The 18,342-nt window shown below is 76.1% G+C and carries 17 protein-coding genes and 1 tRNA gene; 10 read left to right on the forward strand and 8 right to left on the reverse strand.

Annotated elements, in window-relative coordinates; genetic code table 11:
* Positions 1-186 precede the first annotated feature (186 nt).
* Both SXIN_RS19785 and SXIN_RS19790 read right to left on the reverse strand, forming a co-directional pair.
* Positions 187-750, reverse strand: coding sequence for a heme-degrading domain-containing protein (locus SXIN_RS19785; RefSeq protein ID WP_095757293.1), 564 nt, complete (start codon positions 748-750; stop codon positions 187-189).
* 17 nt (positions 751-767) lie between these two features.
* A complete protein-coding gene (locus SXIN_RS19790; protein ID WP_019711530.1) occupies positions 768-1,916 on the reverse strand; it encodes a Gfo/Idh/MocA family protein in 1,149 nt (382 codons plus the stop codon).
* Between the two features lie 374 nt (positions 1,917-2,290).
* Here SXIN_RS19790 and SXIN_RS19795 point away from each other — a divergent pair, with 374 nt between their 5' ends.
* The 4 genes from SXIN_RS19795 (at position 2,291) to SXIN_RS19810 (ending at position 6,585) form a co-directional block, all read left to right on the forward strand.
* Positions 2,291-3,355 (forward strand): hypothetical protein, encoded by a 1,065-nt coding sequence (locus SXIN_RS19795; RefSeq protein ID WP_095757294.1) that lies wholly within the window; start codon positions 2,291-2,293, stop codon positions 3,353-3,355.
* A 525-nt stretch (positions 3,356-3,880) separates the two neighbouring features.
* The gene (locus tag SXIN_RS19800) at positions 3,881-4,660 is read left to right on the forward strand and encodes an HAD-IIA family hydrolase (RefSeq protein WP_019711529.1); all 780 of its coding nucleotides are present in this window, start codon (positions 3,881-3,883) and stop codon (positions 4,658-4,660) included.
* Between the two features lie 131 nt (positions 4,661-4,791).
* Entirely contained in the window at positions 4,792-5,256 is a 465-nt protein-coding gene (locus tag SXIN_RS19805) for a hypothetical protein (RefSeq protein WP_019711528.1), read from the forward strand.
* A 288-nt stretch (positions 5,257-5,544) separates the two neighbouring features.
* Positions 5,545-6,585: a glycoside hydrolase family 6 protein gene (locus tag SXIN_RS19810; protein WP_095757295.1), complete on the forward strand. Its 1,041-nt coding sequence runs from the start codon at positions 5,545-5,547 to the stop codon at positions 6,583-6,585.
* An 83-nt stretch (positions 6,586-6,668) separates the two neighbouring features.
* Here the strand turns inward: SXIN_RS19810 and SXIN_RS19815 are convergent.
* Positions 6,669-6,742: transfer RNA gene (locus SXIN_RS19815), tRNA-Lys, on the reverse strand.
* A gap of 401 nt (positions 6,743-7,143) precedes the next feature.
* Between SXIN_RS19815 and SXIN_RS19820 the strand changes: the two genes are divergently transcribed.
* The 4 genes from SXIN_RS19820 to SXIN_RS19835 all read left to right on the forward strand — a co-directional run bounded on the left by SXIN_RS19820 (position 7,144) and on the right by SXIN_RS19835 (position 11,943).
* The gene (locus tag SXIN_RS19820) at positions 7,144-8,265 is read left to right on the forward strand and encodes a winged helix DNA-binding domain-containing protein (protein ID WP_019711527.1); all 1,122 of its coding nucleotides are present in this window, start codon (positions 7,144-7,146) and stop codon (positions 8,263-8,265) included.
* Positions 8,266-8,463: 198 nt separating this feature from the next.
* Positions 8,464-9,657 carry an AAA family ATPase gene (locus SXIN_RS19825; protein WP_019711526.1) on the forward strand — a complete coding sequence of 398 codons (1,194 nt, stop codon included), beginning with the start codon at positions 8,464-8,466 and terminating at the stop codon, positions 9,655-9,657.
* Between the two features lie 9 nt (positions 9,658-9,666).
* Positions 9,667-11,334, forward strand: a complete 1,668-nt coding sequence (locus SXIN_RS19830; RefSeq protein WP_095757296.1) for a VWA domain-containing protein — start codon at positions 9,667-9,669, stop codon at positions 11,332-11,334.
* 150 nt (positions 11,335-11,484) lie between these two features.
* Positions 11,485-11,943, forward strand: coding sequence for a nuclear transport factor 2 family protein (locus SXIN_RS19835; RefSeq protein ID WP_043461778.1), 459 nt, complete (start codon positions 11,485-11,487; stop codon positions 11,941-11,943).
* Positions 11,944-12,062: 119 nt separating this feature from the next.
* Here SXIN_RS19835 and SXIN_RS19840 read toward each other — a convergent pair whose 3' ends face one another.
* The 4 genes from SXIN_RS19840 to SXIN_RS19855 all read right to left on the reverse strand — a co-directional run bounded on the left by SXIN_RS19840 (position 12,063) and on the right by SXIN_RS19855 (position 14,863).
* On the reverse strand, positions 12,063-12,308 hold the full coding sequence (locus tag SXIN_RS19840) for a hypothetical protein (RefSeq protein WP_157916313.1): 246 nt from the start codon (positions 12,306-12,308) through the stop codon (positions 12,063-12,065).
* Positions 12,309-12,345: 37 nt separating this feature from the next.
* Positions 12,346-13,281 carry an MBL fold metallo-hydrolase gene (locus SXIN_RS19845; RefSeq protein ID WP_019706338.1) on the reverse strand — a complete coding sequence of 312 codons (936 nt, stop codon included), beginning with the start codon at positions 13,279-13,281 and terminating at the stop codon, positions 12,346-12,348.
* 32 nt (positions 13,282-13,313) lie between these two features.
* Positions 13,314-13,904, reverse strand: coding sequence for a flavin reductase family protein (locus SXIN_RS19850; protein ID WP_019706339.1), 591 nt, complete (start codon positions 13,902-13,904; stop codon positions 13,314-13,316).
* Between the two features lie 122 nt (positions 13,905-14,026).
* Positions 14,027-14,863, reverse strand: coding sequence for an SDR family NAD(P)-dependent oxidoreductase (locus tag SXIN_RS19855; RefSeq protein ID WP_019711523.1), 837 nt, complete (start codon positions 14,861-14,863; stop codon positions 14,027-14,029).
* A gap of 201 nt (positions 14,864-15,064) precedes the next feature.
* Here SXIN_RS19855 and SXIN_RS19860 point away from each other — a divergent pair, with 201 nt between their 5' ends.
* Together SXIN_RS19860 and SXIN_RS19865 are read left to right on the forward strand one after the other, a co-directional pair.
* Complete coding sequence (locus tag SXIN_RS19860) at positions 15,065-15,532, forward strand: SRPBCC family protein (protein ID WP_019711522.1); 468 nt, start codon at positions 15,065-15,067, stop codon at positions 15,530-15,532.
* Positions 15,533-15,737: 205 nt separating this feature from the next.
* Positions 15,738-16,886 carry an acyl-CoA dehydrogenase family protein gene (locus tag SXIN_RS19865; RefSeq protein WP_019711521.1) on the forward strand — a complete coding sequence of 383 codons (1,149 nt, stop codon included), beginning with the start codon at positions 15,738-15,740 and terminating at the stop codon, positions 16,884-16,886.
* 106 nt (positions 16,887-16,992) lie between these two features.
* Here SXIN_RS19865 and SXIN_RS19870 read toward each other — a convergent pair whose 3' ends face one another.
* On the reverse strand, positions 16,993-18,336 hold the full coding sequence (locus tag SXIN_RS19870; RefSeq protein WP_095757298.1) for an NAD(P)/FAD-dependent oxidoreductase: 1,344 nt from the start codon (positions 18,334-18,336) through the stop codon (positions 16,993-16,995).
* Positions 18,337-18,342: the final 6 nt, after the last annotated feature.

Genomic DNA, 18,342 nt, shown 5'->3' on the forward strand with positions numbered 1-18,342 from the left:
TGCGCCGCCCCGATGGCCCGCCTCGCGCGCCGCGTCGGCCGGCGGGCTCACTCCCGGCCCCGGCTGCGCCCCCGGTCCCGCCCCGGTCGCCCTGCCCCGGCCGCCCTGCTCCGTCCGCCCCGCCCGGTCGCCGCGTCGGCCCGGTCCACCTCGCTCCGTCCCAACGCGGCCCGCACGCGCGGTGCGTTACGGAGCCGGGGCGGGCGGCGGCACCGCCGGCGGGCCGGGCTCCGGCTGTGCCGGATCCGTGGCCGGGGTCGGTGGTACGTCCGGGGCGAGGAAGCTCTCCAGGGCCTCGACCACCATCGCGTGGTCCTCGGCCTGCGCCAGCCCCGAGACGGTGACGGCGCCGATGACCCCCGCGCCCTCCACCCTGATCGGGAACGAGCCGCCGTGCGCCGCGTACAGGCACTGGTCGAGCGGGGACGACGCCTCGAATGTCGTCCCCTTCGCGCGGAAGCGGGTGCCCACCAGGTACGAGCTCTCCGAGAAGCGCTCGACCACCCGTCGCTTGCGGTCGATCCAGTCGTCGTTGTCCGGCGACGTGCCGGGCAGCGCGCAGTGGAACACCTGCTGGTGCCCGCGGCGTATGTCGATGGTCACCGGCGCCAGGCGCTGCCGGGCCGTGTCGGCCAGCAGACAGCCCAGGCGCCAGGCGTCCTCGTGCGTGAAGCGGCGCAGCACCAGCCGGTCCTCCTGGGCGCGCAGCACGGAGACGAGGGCGGTGGGATCGAAGGCGGGGTCCGTCATCAGCTCTGCTCCCGGGGTTACGGGGTGATCGCCCGGCCCTCGTGGGCCGAACGGCGTGCGGCTTCCAGGACGTCGAGCGCCGCGGCGGCCTCCAGTGCCGTCACGGGCGGCGGGGTGCCGTCGCGCAGGGCCGCCGCCACGGCCGCGTAGTACGCCGGGTAGTCACCGGGCAGGGTCGGGACCGCGCGGCCGCCGCCGGTCACCGGGGATTCACCGGCGCCGAGCCGGCCCCACAGGGACTCGGGTTCGGCTCCCCACGCGCCGGCGCCGGACGTGCCGGTGTCCGTGCCGGGTGTTCCGTCGGTGCCGGGCGGCCGGAGCCCGTCGCGCAGCGCCTGTTCCTGCGGGTCGAGTCCGTACTTCACATACCCGGCGGAGCTGCCCAGGACACGGAAACGCGGCCCGAGTTGGGCGGTGGTGGCGCTCATCCACAGATGGGAGTTGACGCCGTTCGCGTGCGTGAGGGCGATGAAGGTGTCGTCGTCCGCCTCGGCGCCGGGGCGGCGGACCACGGACTCGGCGTAGACGCGGACGGCCGGGCCGAAGAGCACCAGCGCCTGGTCGACGAGGTGGCTGCCCAGGTCGTAGAGGAGCCCGCCGATCTCCTGCGGATCGCCGGACTCGCGCCAGCCGCCCTTGGGCTTGGGCCGCCACCGCTCGAAGCGGGATTCGAACCGCTGGACCTCGCCCAGTTCCCCGCCCGCGATGAGCTGCCGCACGGTGCGGAAGTCGTTGTCCCAACGGCGGTTCTGGAAGACGGAGAGCAGCAGGCCGCGCTCCTCGGCCAGGGCGGCGAGAGCGCGGGCCTCGGCGGCGGTCGCGGACAGCGGCTTGTCGACGACGACGGGCAGACCGGCGCGGAGGGCGTCGGTGGCGATGGGCACATGCGTCCGGTTGGGGGAGGCCACGACCACCAGGTCGAGCGCGTCCTCGCCCTCCGTACGGGACAGCAGCTCGCGGTGGTCGCCGGCGAACCGCACCCCGGGGTGCTCGGCGCGGGCCTGCTCGCGGCGCTCGGGGCTCGTCGTGACGATCGTGTCGAGGACGAGGCCGGGGGTGGCGGCGATCAGCGGGGCGTGGAAGACGGAGCCCGCCAGACCGTAGCCGACGAGGCCGGCGCGGAGCGGGGAACGGGAGCCGGTACCGGCGGACATGCGCGTGGACATGCCCCTCACTCAACCACGCGCGCCCACGAGCACCCCGGCGGGGCCCGGTGGGGCCGGCACGGCGCGGAGGCGGCCCGGTACCGCCGGGCCCCGCCGGCCCGGCCTCCCTCCGCGGGCTCCGGGCCGGCGGGCAGCGGTGGGCGTGGACGCCGGTCGCCGCGCGGGCAACCGCTCCGGGCCGTTCGGACGCGATACCCGGCCGCTTCGGGCGAACCGGCCGGGCCGCGGGCCGCGCCGGCCCTCCGGGCGGGGAAGGGACCAGGAGTACGGGCGGGCCCGGACGGCACCCACCGCGCGGACGGCAAGCCCGGCGCGGACGCAGCAAGCCGGGGCGCCGGCCCCGGGCCCGCGGCGGAGTCCACCGAAGGTGTGCCATGCGCCAGCCCAGATATCTCACCGCCGGGGCCGCGGCCGGAGCGGCCGCGCTGGTGATGGTGGCCGTCCCGGCCCTGGCGTTCCTGCCGCAGGCCCAGGCGGCCCCGGCGGCGGTGGTGGCGCCGGACGCGGTCCCCCGGCCCCTGCCCCGTCCACTGCCCCTGGCCGTGGAGCCGTACTGCGGCGACCGCGACAGCCCCGACTTCCCCCTGCGGGCCCGCATCCGCGGCGGCCCCCGGGAGTACGCGGCCGGGAGCGGCTGGCGGCGCTGGTCCATCAGTCTGCGCAATACGACGGACCGGGCCTGCCGGGGCGTGCACCCCGTCGCCGTGCTCGTCGACAGCACCCGGGAACTGGCCGCCGAGCGGATCCACTTCCAGTTCTACGACGCGTACAGCCGCTCCTGGCGCCCGGTGACGCTGGAGACCACCGACCGGCACGAGCACATCGCCGTCTTCGACGGCTTCCCGGGCTTCGCCGTCCCGGCCGGCGGAACCGTCACCGTCGGCGTGCGGATGCGCTTCGCGGAGGACACGCCCGGCAACGCGGTACGGCTCACCGTGGCGGCCGTGCAGCGGCGCGACGACGACGGCGACTGGGTCGGCTCCTCCAACGACTACGCGTTCACGATCCGGGGCGGGGGCAGGGACGGGGCGGTTGCCGGTGCGGACGAGGACACCCGGCCCCGCGGTGACGGAGAACGGGACCGGGAGCGGGAGCGCCGCCGGGACCGCCCGGGCGGCGGCGCCGAACCGCCGGGAACCGGTGGCGACGGGCGCCACCGGCCGGGCCGCCCGGGAGAGGCGGACGGGCCCGGCGGTCCGGGGGAGCGCGACCGGACGCGGCAGGGGGAGCACGATGGCCACGGCAGACCCGGCCGCCCCGGGATCTCCGGCGACCCGGGCGGCGCCGTCCCGCCCGGCGAACTGGCCCGCACCGGCACCGGCGGCGACACCCGGGCCGGAACCCGGGGGGCCGTGGCCGCACGGCTCAGCGGGGCCGCCGGGGCGGCCATCGCGCTCGGCGCGGTCCTGATCGCGGCCTCCCGGCGCGTGCGCCGCTGAGCGGCCGCGCGCGCCCCGGTCGCCTGCGTGCGGGCGGTGGCCCGATCCGGTCCCTTCCGGCTGTTCGCCGGACCCGGACGCTGTGAACCCCGCCGCCGGTCGCCCCGGCGACCGCCTCCGGCCGTCGCCCGTCCCCGTCCGCCGTTCCCCGTGCGGGTCACCACACCCGGCCGCCGGTGTTCTCCGGAAGGCCGAGCCGCCACCGGCCGCCCGGAAGAGCCCTCGCCGGGTGGCCCCCTGGCGGAGTCGCCGGTACGGGAGCGGGTGCGGCGCGGACGAAGGGGCATGGAAGGGCCGCGGGCGGGGAGACGGAAGCCGTTCCGTACCGCGCGGAACCCGACGGCGTGCGCGGCGACCGACGCCTTCCGGCCACCGGAGCGACCGGAACCGCTCACCGAAGGGACGGAAACCGGTCACCGGCGGGCAGGGGACGCCGGGTCCCGCGCCGTTAGGCTGGACCGAGCGGCGGGCCGGAGCCCGAGCGGCCGGCCGCCGCCCATCCGCACCGAGGACAGGAGCCGTTCCGTGGCAGAGCGCAAGCCGATCGAGTCGTGGCTCACCGACATGGACGGGGTGCTGATCCACGAGGGCACCCCCATCCCCGGCGCCGACTCCTTCATCAAGCGGTTGCGCGAGTTGGAGCGGCCCTTCCTCGTGCTCACCAACAACTCCATGTTCACGCCGCGCGACCTGCACGCCCGGCTGAACCGGATGGGCCTGGACGTCCCCGTCGAGAACATCTGGACGTCCGCGCTCGCCACCGCCCAGTTCCTGGAGGACCAGCGGCCCGGCGGCACGGCCTACGTCATCGGCGAGGCCGGGCTGACCACCGCCCTGCACGACGTCGGCTACATCCTCACCGACGCCGAGCCGGACTACGTCGTGCTCGGCGAGACCCGGACGTACAGCTTCGAGTCCCTCACCAAGGCCATCCGCCTGATCAACGACGGGGCCCGCTTCATCGCCACCAACCCCGACGCCACCGGCCCCTCCACGGAGGGCGCGCTGCCCGCCACGGGCGCCGTCTCCGCACTGATCACCAAGGCCACCGGCCGGGAGCCCTACTTCGTCGGCAAGCCCAATCCGCTCATGATGCGCGCCGGGCTCAACGCCATCGGGGCGCACTCCGAGAGCAGCGCCATGATCGGCGACCGGATGGACACCGACGTCCTGGCCGGACTGGAGGCCGGGATGGAGACGTTCCTCGTGCTGTCCGGGGTCACGCGGCCGGACGAGATCGGGCGCTTCCCGTACGGGCCGTCGCGGGTGGCCGAGTCGATCGCCGACCTCGTCGACCTGGTCTGAGCCGGCCGGCCGGTCCGAGCCGGCCGGGACCCGGTGACCCGGGCCCGGGCCGAACGGAGCAGTGCCCGGCCCGCCGGGCTGCGGTGAGCCGCCGTTCGCGCGAACCTTCTGGGGCGAGAGGAGGTCGCACGATGGACTCTGTCCGACTGGCCGGAACGATCGCGGCGTCCGGCCTGCTCTGCGCCACCGTGGTGCTCCCCGCCGCGAGTTCCGCCGCGGCGGCTTCCGCGCTTCCGGCTGCCGCGGACCCCGTTTCCGCGACGGCTGCTTCCGCGTTCCCTGCTCCCGGGCCGGCCGTCTCCGCCCCGGCTGCTCCCGGGCCTTCCGTCTCCGCCCGGGCCGTGCCCGCCCCGGGGCCCGTAGCCGTGGCGGCGGAAGGGCGCCCGGCCGCCACGGACACCGGGGGCGGTCCCAACACCCGGCAGATCGTCGTCGGTGTGTGCCTCGCGGGCGGCGCCGTCCTGGGGATGGCCGGTCTCGCCGTGCACCACCGCCGCGCCACGGGACCGCCCGCGGTGCCGCGGGAGCGGGAGGACGCGCTCCGGGTCCCCGAGCCCTCCCCGCGCCGGGGCGGTCCCCCCGGCGCGGGCGGCTGACGGCGGAAGCGGCGTGCCCCTCAGCGGTGTGCCCCGCCGGTAGCGGTGTGCCGCCGTCACCCGCTCCGTGCCCGCCCTGCCCCGGTCTCCGTCCGCGGATCCCGTCCCCCGGGCCTCTGCCGCCCACCGCCGGTCCCGTCCCTCCCGCTACGTCAAACGCCGTAACGGGGGTTCCCCGGTCCCGGTCGCTGCCGGGTCCCGCACGGACCGCGTGCCAGGATGCGTCCGACCCGAATTGTCCCGAACGCGGTCCGGGCCCACCCCGGACCGAGGCCCCAGGGGGAGCGGATGTACGGCCACATGGGCCGGCTGGCGGCGAGCGTGGCGGCCGGAGCGGTACTGCTGATCGCGGGCTGCTTCCGCCCGCCCGGGCCCGGGCCCGGGCCGTCGCCCGGGGACGACCGCGCGCAGCCGCCGCGCCGGGCTCCCCAGTCGTCCGCGACCCCGTTCTGGGTGAACCCGCACGGCACCGCGGCCCGGCAGGCCGCCGCACTGCGGGCCCGGGGCCGCGCGGACGAGGCCGGGCTGATCGAGGAGAAGATCGCGGCCCAGCCGGTCGCCGAGTGGATCGGGACGAAGGCCCCCCGGGCCGAGACCGCCCGCCTCACCCGGGCCGCGGCGCGGGAGAACCGGGACGCCCTGCTGGTCCTCTACAACATCCCGCACCGCGACTGCGGCCAGTTCTCGAAGGGCGGCGCCCCGGACGGTGCCGCGTACCGCCGCTGGCTCGCCGGGGTCGTGGCGGGCATCGGCGACCGCCCGGCCACGGTGATCCTGGAGCCGGACGCGGTGCCGCACATCGTGGACGGCTGTACCCCGCCCGTATACCACCAGGAGCGCTACCGGCTGCTGGCGGAGGCCGTGGAGAGGCTGAAGGCCCTCCCGCGCACCCGGGTCTACCTGGACGCGGGCAACCCCCGCTGGATCACCGACCCGGGCCGGCTCACCGGCCCGCTGCGGCGGGCGGGCATCGACCGGGCCGACGGCTTCGCCCTCAACACCGCCAACTACCGGTCGACCGCCGAGAACCTCGGCTACGGCAGGGCCCTGTCCCGGCTCCTCGGCGGCGGCAAGACCTTTGTGATCGACACCAGCCGCAACGGCAACGGCCCGCTGCCCGCCTCCGGCGGCCAGGGCATGAACTGGTGCAACCCGCCGGGCCGCGCCCTCGGGGAGCCGCCCACCACCCGCACCGGGGACGAGCTGGCCGACGCCTATCTGTGGATCAAGCGCCCGGGGGAGTCCGACGGCACCTGCCGGGGCGGGCCCCCGGCCGGCCGGTGGTGGACGGAGTACGCCCTGGGCCTGGCCCGCAACGCGGACTGGTAGCCGCCGCCCGGCCCTTGCGTCCCCGACGTCCCGGACACGACTCAGGGCCTTCCCGCCGTGGCGGAAAGGCCCTGAGTGTCATGTGCGCCGCCAGGGACTCGAACCCCGGACCCGCTGATTAAGAGTCAGCTGCTCTAACCAACTGAGCTAGCGGCGCCTGCTGACCTGGTTAATCGTACCGGACCGGATCGGGTGGTCCGTACGCCCGGGGCCGCTGCCGGGCCCTGCCGGCGGGAAATGTGACCAGGGTCATGGTTTCCCGGCGCCCACCGGAAACGGACGGAGCGCGGGGCCCCGGTTCTCCGGTGCGGCGCGCCCGAGCGCCCGAGCGTTCCCACGGAGTGCGCGTGCCGCCGGAGCCGGGCCGGTCCGGCCGCGGAGCCGCGCAGAGCCCGAACCGGCGTGGCCCGCAAGCGCGTTGCGACCGAATCGGCGCGCGGTGCGCGGGCCCGCACGGCAGACTCGGGACGGGCCCGGCCCGGCGGGGCCGAGCGCCCGCGTCCGCACCCGAGCGGCGGGCCCGCCGTCGCAGCAGTTCTCCGAGGGAGTTTCCGTCCGATGACCACGACCACCCCCGCCGTGCTGGACCACAGGGCCCTCAACCGGGCCTATCTGGCGCGGCAGATGCTGCTGAGCCGGCACCGGATGCCCGCGCGGGCCGCGATCGAGAACCTGGTCGGGCTCCAGTCGCAGCAGCCCGTACCGCCCTACTACGGGCTGTGGACCCGGCTGGCGGACTTCCGCCCGGAGGAGCTCTCCCGGCTGATCAGCGAGCGGGCCGTGACCCGCATCGTCGTGATGCGCGGCACCGTCCATCTCGTCACCGCGGGAGACGCCCTCGCGCTCCGGCCCTGGGTGCAGCCCTGCCTCGACCGCGGCATGAGGAGCGCCTGGGGCAAGGATCTGGCGGGGATCGAGCTGTCCGCGCTGGCCGGGGCGGCCCGGGAACTCCTTGGCGCGCGGCACCTGTCCACCACCGAACTCGGCGGGCTCCTCGGGGAGCGGTGGCCCGGCCACAGCCCCGCCACGCTCGTCAACGCGGCCCGGGTGCTGCTGCCGCTCGTGCAGGTGCCGCCGCGCGGGCTGTGGGGGCGGAGCGCCCGGACCACCTACGCCACCGCCGAGTCCTGGCTCGGCCGGCCGCTGGTCCCCGAGCCGCCCGCCGAGGAGCTGGTCGTCCGCTATCTGGCGGCCTTCGGACCGGCGACGGTGAAGGACGTCCAGGCCTGGTCGGGGCTGACCCGGCTGCGGGAGACCGTGGCCCGGCTGCGGCCCCGGCTCGCCGTCTTCCGCGACACCGCGGGCCGGGAGCTGTTCGACCTCCCGGAGGCCCCGCGGCCCGGGCCGGACACCCCCGCCCCGGTGCGGTACCTGGCCCCGTACGACAACGCGATCCTGTCCCACGCCGACCGCACCCGGATCATCGACGACGCGGGGCGCCGGGCCATAGCCACCAAGAACGCCGTGATTCCCGGGACCGTCCTCGTCGACGGCTTCGTCCGGGGAGCCTGGCGGATCGAGGAGCGCCGCGGCACCGCGACCCTGACCGTCCAGCCCTTCGCCCCGCTCACCGCGCGGCAGCGCGACGAACTGGCGGAGGAGGGGGAGCGGCTGCTGGCCTTCGGCGCGGAGACGGCCGGCGAGCGGCTGATCCGCTTCGCCGAGCCGCTCGGCGGCTGAGGGGCCTTGCCGTCCCCGGTCGTGCGGGCACCGGGTCCGATCGTCCGGAACGACTCGGTGAGCGGCTCGCCGTCCCTAGAGTGTGGGGTCATGGCCGGCTGTCCGGGGCCGACGGACAGGGCTGCCGCACGAGGCCGGCGCGCCGAGGGGTTCCGGCCTGCCGGACCGTCCCGCAGGCGGGCGTGGGAGGACAGGGGTATGGGGGCAGAGGAGACCGCTGAGCGGCTGCGCGCGATCTGCGACGAGCTGTCGGACCGCTTCTACGAGCGGGCGGACGTCGTACGGACGCTGGTCGTGACGTTGCTGGCCGGACAGCACTCGCTGGTGCTCGGCCCGCCCGGTACCGCGAAGTCGGAGCTGGCGCGGGAGCTCACGAGCCGGATCGAGGGGGCCGCCTACTGGGAGATCCTGCTGTCGAAGTTCACCGCGCCGACACGGATGTTCGGGCCCATCGACGTCGCCGCGCTGGCCCGGGGCGAATACCGCCAGGTGTACGAGGGGCGCGCCACGACCGCGCATGTGGCGTTCATCGACGAGATCTTCAAGTGTTCGACGGCCGCGCTCAACGAGACGCTGGGCTACCTCAACGAGCGGATCTACCACCCCGAGAGCGGGGGCGCCCCGATCCGCTGCCCCCTCATCGGGGCCATCACCGCGAGCAACGAACTCCCCGGCGGGGAGGACTCCGCCGCGGTCTACGACCGGTTGCTGGTGCGGATCGAGGTCGGGTATCTGGAGGACCCCTCCAACTTCGCCGCCCTGGTCCGTTCCGCCGTCGGCCGCCCGGCGCCGCCGGCGCCCCCGGCCACCGTGGAGCTGGCCGCGTTGCAGCACGCCGTCGCCGAGGCCGTCCCGGCCGTGGAGGTACCCGATGTGATCGTGGACGCGGTGGTGACGCTGCGGGCCGCCCTGCGCCGCAAGGAACTCGTCGCCTCCGACCGCCGGTGGCGGCAGGCGGTGGGGCTGCTCCAGGCGTCCGCGCACCTCGACGGGCGCCCGGCGGTGGCGGAGACCGACCTGTCGGTGCTGACGCATGTGCTGTGGGACTCCCCCGCCCAGCGCCCGACCGTCGAGCGGGAGGTGCTGAACCTGGTCAGCCCGGAAGGAAAGGAGGCGCTCGACCTGGCGGACGCCATCGAGGAGCTGGAGGCCCAGCTCGACGCCATGGCCGGGCAGTCCCGGGAGGCGCTGAGCGAGTGGGTCATCAAGAACGCCCACCACAAGCTCGCCACGACGGGGAAGCGCCTGGAGAGACTGCGCAGGGAGGCCGCGAACGCGGGCCGTTCCACCGCCGCGATCGACCGGGTCACCGACCGCCGGCGCGCCGTCCGCGCCCGCGTCCTCACCGAGGCCCTCGGCATGGACGCGAGCATGGTGCGGGCCCAGCTCTGAGGCGGCGCCGTGGACGAGACGCCGAGCGGACTCGGTGAACTGGCCGGCCGGTCCGGGAGGTGGCTGGCCCTGTCCGCGGCCGCGGCCGGACAGCACACCGCGGCCGTGGTCGCGGACCCCTTCGACCGGGTCGCGTGGCGCGACGTGTACGAGCAGTCGGCCGGGCTGCGCGAGCTGGCGACGGGCCTCGACCGCCGCCACGAGCACACCACGGACCTCCTCGCGGACGTGTTCCTCGCCGCCTACCAGGCCGCCCCGCGACTGCGCGACCGCGCCGAGATGGCTTGCTCCCACCTGGTCAACCACCAGGTCATCGCCTCACTGACGCGCTCACCGGAGTTCGCCGGACTGCACCGGGAGACGGCCGGCGACCCCTACGCCGCCGCCATGGCCGTACTCGCCCAGGCCTCCGCACTGCGCGGGCTGCTGGAGCGCTCCCGGGAGGCCCGGGACCGCGCCGGGCGGGCGGACCGGGCCCGGGAGGACGCCGTGGCGGCGGCGGCCACCGTGAGCGAGGCGCTCCGGCAGGCCGCCGAGGAGGCCGGTCCGGACGGCACCGTTCCCGCCCCGGCCGCCGACGCCGTACGCCGGGCCATCGAGGCCGCCGAAGCCGCCGAGGCCGCTGCCCGGCACGACGCCCGTGCCGCCGCGCAGGCCCTCGCGGCGGCGCTCCCCGGCATCCGTGCCACCGCCCGCAACGCGACGGCGACGGCGGCCGAGGCCGTCCGGCACGAGGCATCGCTGATGCGCGCGTGGGGCGTCGGCTCCGGCGAACTGGAACGGATGCCGTTCGGCGAGCGTGCGCGGCTCGCCGAACGGCTGCGCGGCGGCCGGCTCGCCCAGTGGGCCGAACTGATCGGCCGTTTCCGGCAGATGGCCGACGGGGAGCGCGCCCGCAAGGTGGAGAACACCACGGGCGAACTGGTCGGTGTCACCCTCGGCGACGACCTCTCCCGCGTCATCCCCTCCGAGCTGGCGGTCCTCGGGGTGCCGGAGCTGCGCGCGGTGTTCGCCGCGCGCTACGCCGCCGGGGAGCTGATGCTGTACGACACCCGGGGCGAGCAGGCCACCGGCCGGGGCGCCGTCATCGCGTGCGTGGACACCTCGCACTCCATGTACGCGGAAGGGCCCGGCGGAATCACCCGCGAGGCATGGTCCAAGGCGTGTGCCCTGGCCCTGCTCGACCAGGCCCGCCACGCCGGGCGCGACTTCGTCGGCATCCTGTTCTCGGCCGCCGACAGGATCCGGGTCTTCCGCTTCCCCGGCGACCGGCCGGCCGGTGTCGCCGGTGTCCTCGACTTCGCGGAGACCTTCCTCGGCGGCGGCACCGACGTCCAGCGCCCGCTGGGCACGGCCGCGGAACTGCTGGAGGAGGAGTTCGACGACACGGCCCGCGGACGCGGTGACATCGTGCTGATCACCGACGACGCCTGCGAGGTCTCGGAGACGTGGGTGCGCGGCTGGAACGAGGCCAAGCACCGCCTGGGTTTCCGCCTCTTCGGCGTCTCCATCGCCACCCCGGACGGCACCCCGGGCGGCACCCCGGGCGGCACCCCGGGCGGCACCCCGGACGCCACCGGGACCGGCTCGGTCCTGGAGGCCCTGTGCGACAACCTCCGCACCGTCGACGACCTCACGGACGTCCACACCGCCGCCGGCCTGTTCCGGGTGATCTGACCAGGCACCCTCCCGGAGGACGGGCGCCGGCCCCCGGGACCGGCGGGCGCGGCGTGTACCGGCTCTCCAGTGCCGCTGGAGCGCGGCGGAGCAGCCTGGCGGCATTCGTGCCGCCGGAGCCGGCGGCCCGCTCCAGGGAAGGGAGTTGCCGTGCCCCAGCCGGTCGCGACTACGGAGAAGCAGGTCACCGGGGACCTCTACGCGGAGGTGCGGACGTTCTACGCGCGGCAGATGCGGCGGGTGGACGCCCTCGACATCGAGGGGTTCGCGGACACCTTCACCGAGGACGGCGAGGTCGTCCACTCCGGTGGCGAACGCCAGCGCGGGCGTGCCGAGATGATCGCCGGGATGCGCGCCAGTCTGCCGCGCTACCGGGACATCTGCGTGCGCCACTGGTTCGAGCATCTGCTGATCGAGGCGGATCCGGAGAACACGGGGGACGAGGACACCGTGCGGACCTCCTACTACACGCTCGTCGCGCTGACCGACCGCGAGGGGAAGGTCTCGTTCCAGCCGACCTTCACCGTCGAGGACGAACTGGTCCGCCGGGACGGGCGGCTGCTGACCCGGTCCCGGGTCATCCACCGGGACCGGCCCGCCGAGCGGTGACCCCCGCCCCGCTGCCGGGAGGCGGTGGGGCATGGGGAGGGCCCCCTCCGCGGAGGGGGCCCTCCCCATGCCCCACCGTGCGGTTCCGGCGCCGGCGGGCGGGGAGCGGGGAGCGGGGATCAGTCGATGCCCCGGCAGATGTGCCAGTCGCCGTCCGCGGACGCCTCCCGCTCGGAGCCGTCGTAACCGTCGTACTCGTCGTATCCCGCCAGCCTCAGCACCGGGGGGCGGCCCTCGGTCCATGGCGCGAGGGCGGCGGCCGGGGCGGCGGCCGGGGCCGGGCCGGACGGTGGAGTGCCCGCCGTGCGGTCCCGCTGCCGCCGCTGGTCCGGTGCGGTGCCCGGTGTCACTGTCGCTGTCGCCATTGTCAGCTTCTCCTTCCGGCCGCCTCCCCGTCCCGCCTCAGGCGTGGCAGGGCGGCAGACCTCCGTGGAACCCGGCCATCTCCCGGAAGGAGGCGGCCACGTCGATGCGGGCCCCGGGCGGCAGCCCCTGCCGCTCGGCGAAGGCCCGGTGCAGATTGCCGACCAGCCGTTCGGCGTCCAGCAGCGCGGAGAACTCTCCGAGGTCCGCCCGCTCCGCCACCTCCAGGGGGGTCGAGCCGTCGCGTACACCCTGCTCGGCGAGTGCCCCGATCCACCGGAGATAGGCCCCGGTCCGGTCGAGCAGCTCCGGCCCGCCGACGGGGCCGTGGCCCGGCACCACCGTGCGGGGCGCCAGGGCGCGCAGCCGGTCCAGGGCGCGCAGCGAGCCCTCGACGGAGCCCATCAGCACATACGGGGTCACCCCCGACCAGACGACGTCCCCCGTGAAGAGGACGCGCCGGTCCGGGACCCAGGCCACCACGTCGTTCGCCGTGTGCGCGGGGCCGACGTGCAGCAGTTCGGTCCGCAGGCCGCCGGCGTGCAGGGTGAGCTCGTCGCGGAAGGTCAGGGTGGGGAGGACGAGCGGGGTCTCGCCCCACTCGACGTCCGGCCAGAGGCCGCGCAGGGCGAGCCCGGCCTCGGCCGTGTCGGCGCGGGTCCCCTCGTGGGCGACGATCGCCGCGCGGGGCGCGAACTGGCCGTTGCCGAAGACGTGGTCGCCGTGGAAGTGGGTGTTGACGACGTAGTCCGGGCCGCCGGGGACGATCCGCTCGGCCTCCTCGCGCAGCCGCCGGGTCCGGGACTCCGTCGCGGCGGTGTCGACGAGCACGGCGCTGCCGCCGTCCGCGACCAGCCCGGCGTTGTTCAGGCACCAGCCGCCGAGGGGCTGGACGAAGGCGTACACCCCGTCGGCGATCCGGTCGAGCCGGCCCGGGGGCGCGGTGGTGCGCGGGGCGGCGGACTGCGGTGCCATGTCCTCTCCTACGTTTCCGGCGCGGGGCGCGTTCACGCGAGGGCCGTGTAGCGGCCGCGGTGGAAGACCAGCGGGCGGGTGCCCGGGGCGCTGCCCGCGAGCGCCACCACCCGGCCGATCAGCAGGACGTGGTCGCCCGCCTCGTGTTCGGCCTCCAGGCGGCACTCGAAGGAGGCGGCGGCGGAGGGCAGCACGGCGTTGCCGGTGACGCCCTCGACGGCGTCGAGCAGGCGCATCGCGGCCAGGCCCGCCGGCCGTTGCGGGCGGGAGAAGTCCGTGGAGATCTCGCGCTGCCCCTCGGCCAGGACGTTCACCGCGAAGCTGCCGGCCTCGGAGATCCGCGGCCGCATCCGGCCCTCGCGCTTGACGGACACCAGGAGCAGCAGGGGGTCGAGCGACACGGAGGTCAGGCTGTTGAGGGTCATCACGGCCGTGTCGTCGCCGCTGCCCCGGGTCAGCAGGGTGACGCCGGTGGGGAAGGAGCCCATGGCGGTGCGGAAGGCAGCGATGCCGGGGGCCGTGATGCCGGGGGCCCCGGCCGTCTCCGGGGCGGTGGCTGTGGGGGCGGTGGTGGCGGGGCCGGGGCCGGGTTCGGCGAGCAGGGTGGTGCCGGGATTCGTCATGGTGCCGCTCCGTCTCTGGTCGCGCTGCGCGCGGGGCGCGCCGTGCGGTGGGCGATACGTGGCGCCGGGCCGGTGGCCGGGCCCGGGGGCCGCGGTCCGGGCCGGCCGGGCCGCGGCCGGGGTCAGTAGTTGCCGAGGCCGCCGCAGACGTTGAGCGCCTGCGCGGTGATCGAGGCGGCGGTGTCCGAGGTCAGATAGCCGACGAGACCGGCGACCTCCTCGGCGGTGGAGTAGCGGCCCAGCGGGATCTTCGCCTCGAACCGCTCCAGTACGTCCGCCTCGGTGACGCCCCAGTGGTTCGCGTAGCCCTGCCGGACCCGCTGGGCCATGGGGGTCTCGACGTAGCCGGGGCAGACGGCGTTGACGGTGATGCCGGTCTTCGCCAGTTCCTTGCCGACGGCCTTGGTGAAGCCGATGACGCCGTGTTTGGAGGCGGAGTAGGGGGCGGCGAGCTCCACGCCCTGCTTGCCGCCGGTGGAGGCGATGTTGACGATCCGGCCCCAGCCGCCGTCCTGCATCCGTCCGGTGCTCAGCACCTCGCGGGTGACCCGGAAGGTCCCGTTGAGGTTGGTGTCGATCACGTCGAGCCAGAGGGCGTCGGGCAGTTCGGCGGTGACACCGCCGCCGCCCCGTCCGGCGTTGTTGACGAGGACGGTGATGCGGCCGTACCGCGCGACCGCGGCCTCGACCGCCGCCCGTACCTGCTCGGCCGAGGTGACGTCGCAGGCCGCGCCGTCCACCTCCAGCCCTTCCGCGCGCAGCCGCTTGACCAGGGCCCGCACATCCTCCGCGCCGCGTGCGCAGCCGAAGACCGCGACGCCCCGCCGGGCCAGCAGCTCGGTCACGGCGAGGCCGATCCCGCTGGTGGCGCCGGTGACGAAGGCGACCCGGCGTTCTTCCGTGCCCGCCGCGGTCTCCGCGTCCGTCCCGGTGCCCGTGTCCGTCCCGGTGTCCGTCATGGGTGCTCTCCCCTTCTCGGCGGCCTGAGTGCGACGACCGTGACCCGCGGGCCTTGCGCGGTTCTCGACTCCGCCTCGATCCCGCCCGGAACGGCACCCGTTCGAGCCGTGCTCGACACCCGGTCGACCACGGGCCGCGACGGTGGGCCGGTCCGATGCGCGCACAGCGCCGTGCGCGGCCGCAGCAGCGAGGAGGGGCCCATGCCCGAGCAGACGATCCCGGACGTACGGAAGTCGGTGACCGTGGCGGCCACGCCCGGCCGCTGCTTCGAGGTCTTCACCGAGCGGCCGGCGGACTGGTGGCCGCCGAGCCACGTCCTGCTGAAGAAGGAGCGCGCCGGTCTGGCCTTCGAGCCGGGCGAGGGCGGCCGGTACTACGAGTGGGACGTGGAGGGCAACCAGATCGACTGGGGCCGGATCCTGGAGTGGGAGCCGGGCCGGCGGCTGGTGATGACCTGGCGCATCTCGCCGTCCTGGCAGTCCATCCCGGACGACGAGTTCGCCAGCGAGATCGAGGTGGACTTCGTGCCGGAGGGCCCGGGCCGCACCCGGGTGGAGCTGGCCCACGTCAAGCTGCACCGGCACGGCGAGGGCGCCGAGAACATCTGGCGGGCCCTTGACGGACCGTCGCCCGGCGAGACGCTGGAACGCTTCGCCGCCCTGTTCTGAGCCACCGGGCCACTGGGCCACCGGGCCGCCGGCCCCGAACAGCCGCCCCTTCGCACCGCCGCCCCTTCGAACCCCGCCCCCACCCCGGAAACCCCGGGCCCGCGGTCCGTCATCCGGGCCGCGGGCCACGGCCGGGCCGGCGGGCCACCGCACATCCGTCAGCACAGTCCGTCAGCACAGTCCGTGAGCACAGGAGGTCGTGAGGATGTCTGCCGACGCACAACGGGATACCGCCCTGGTCCCGGCCGCCGAGAAGCTGGGTGTCCTGGCGGCCCAGTACGCGGCCGAGGCCGACCGCACCCGCGCGCTCGCCCCCGAGGTCACCGACGTGATCCGGGAGGCCGGCTTCGCCCGGCACTTCGTGGGCGCCCGGTGGGGCGGCACCGAGGGCTCGTTCGGGGAGCTGACCCGGGCCGTCATGGCGGTGGGGGAGCACTGCGCCTCCACCGCCTGGTGCGCCTCGCTGTCCGCCTACTCCGCTCGGTTCGCCTCCCACCTCCCCGCGGAGGGGCATCACGCCCTGTGGGGCGAGGGGCCGGACGTGTTCATCGCCACCGGCCTGATGCCCGCCGGGCGGGCCGCGCCCGCCGACGGGGGATGGCGGGTCAGCGGCGCGTGGGGATACGTGAGCGGTGTCGAGTCCGCCGACTGGGTGCTGGTCTGCGCCGCGGTGACGGAGGGCGCGGCACCGGGCGTCGCGGCGGCCGGCGGGGGACGGCCGCCGGCCTTCCGCTTCTTCGCCCTGCCCCGGGGCTCCTACGGCGTGCGCCGGGACTGGGACAGCGTGGGCATGCGGGCCACGGCCAGCCACACCGTCCTCGTCGACGACGTGTTCGTCCCCGGGCACCTCTCCTTCGACCGCGCCGACATCATGACCGGGCGGAACGCCGTCTCCGAAGCCGCCTGCCACAACGTGCCGTTCGCCGCGGTGGGCAGCCTGACCTTCGTCGCGCCGATCGCCGGCGCGGCCACCGGAGCCCTGCGCGCCTGCGCCGGGACCGTCACGGGGCGGCGGCGGACGGCGCCGAACGAGCTGGTGCTGGTGCGGGCCTCCGGCCGGATCGACTCCGCGCGGCTGCTCGTCGAGCAGAACGCCGGCGTCATCGACGGGCGGCGGTTCGCGCCGGAGTTCCTGGCCCGCAACGAACGGAACGCCACCTACGCCACCGAGATCCTCACCGAGGCCGTCGGCCTGCTGGTCCGGGGAGCGGGCACGGGCGGCCTGAGCGAGGGCGCGCCGCTCCAGCGGTTCTGGCGGGACGTCACCTCGGCGGCCAGCCACGTCGCCCTCCAGTACGACACCGCGGCGCGGAAGAACTACGCGGCGGTGCTGCTCGGCCCGGCCACCGGGTGACACGGCCGCGTGACGGGACGCACCGCGCACACGGGAGGGGCGGGGAACCGGCAGCCGGTTCCCCGCCCCTCCCGTGCGTTCCGCGCCGGATGCCGGAGGTCCGGTGTCAGACGGGCTGGGCGCTGCGGGTGAACGCCTTGAGGTCGAAGCCGGGCCGCTCCGCGTCCGCCGGGGCGGGCCCGGGGGCGCCGGACTCCAGCAGCCGCCGGGTGGCCATGTGGTCGGCCGGGCGGTTCACCGACTCGGTGCCGACGAGCCGTTCACCGCGGAAGCACAGCACGGAGAAGCGGCCCGCCGCCGGATCGCCAGCCACCGCCGTACGGTTGTGGCCCTGGGTGATCCCGGCGATCTGCAGCCGCAGCGCGTACTGCTCGCTCCAGAACCAGGGCACGGCCGCGGGGGGCGGGGCGTCGCCGCAGAGGACGGCGGCGACGCGGCGGGCGTGCTCGACGGCGTTCCGCACCGACTCCAGGCGGAGCCGCCCGGGCGCGTACGGGCTGGGGAACCGCGCGCAGTCCCCGACCGCGTACACGGCCCGGTCGCTGGTGCGCAGCCGGTCGTCCACCAGGACGCCGTCGCCGACCGCCAGTCCCGCCGCGGCGGCGAGGGAGCAGTTGGGCAGCACCCCGATCCCGGCCACGACCAGGTCCGCCGGGACGCGCTCCCCGCCGTCCAGCTCCGCGACGCGGCACCGGCCGGCCGCGTCGCCGCGCAGGGCGGTCACCTCGCGGCCGAGCAGCACCCGCACGCCCTGCTCCCGGTGGTGGCCGGCGAGGAACGCGGACATCGGACCGCTCACCGCCCGGGCCATCAGCCGCGGGCCGGCCTCGACGACGGTGACGCGGGCCCCGGACCGGCGCGCGGTCGCCGCGACCTCCAGCCCGATGAACCCGCCGCCGATGACGAGGACGTCGCGGGCGTCCGCCAGCCGGTCCCGGATCGCCGTGGCGTCCTCCAGGGACCGCAGGGCCAGCACGCCGGAGAGGCCGGCTCCCGGCACGGGCAGCGGCCGGGGCCGCGCGCCGGTGGCCAGCACCAGGGCGGCGTACGGCAGTTCGCGGCCGGAGGCCAGGGTGAGCCGCTGCCCGTCGCGGTCGATCTCGACGGCCGGGTCCCGGCCGGTGAGGGTGATGCCGTGGTCCCGGTAGTACGAGGGCGGGCGCAGCGCGAGCCCGCCCGGCTCCACGCCGCCGGTGAGATAGCCCTTGGAGAGCGGCGGCCGTCCGTAGGGCGGGCCGGGCTCGTCGCCGACGAGGGTGACGGGCCCGCTGAATCCGCGGTCGCGGAGGGCGGCGGCGGTCTCCGCGCCCGCCTGCCCCGCGCCGACGATCACGACCGGTCCGCCCGCGGCGGCGCCGGGCGCGCCGGGCGCGGCGGGTATGGCCTCGGTGTCCGGGGTGCCGGGGGTGCCCGCTCGGGTGTGCGTCTCGTCCGCGCCGTGTGTTCCCATGGCCGC

This window comes from Streptomyces xinghaiensis S187 (assembly GCF_000220705.2).
In the GTDB taxonomy this organism is placed as follows: Bacteria; Actinomycetota; Actinomycetes; order Streptomycetales; family Streptomycetaceae; genus Streptomyces; species Streptomyces xinghaiensis.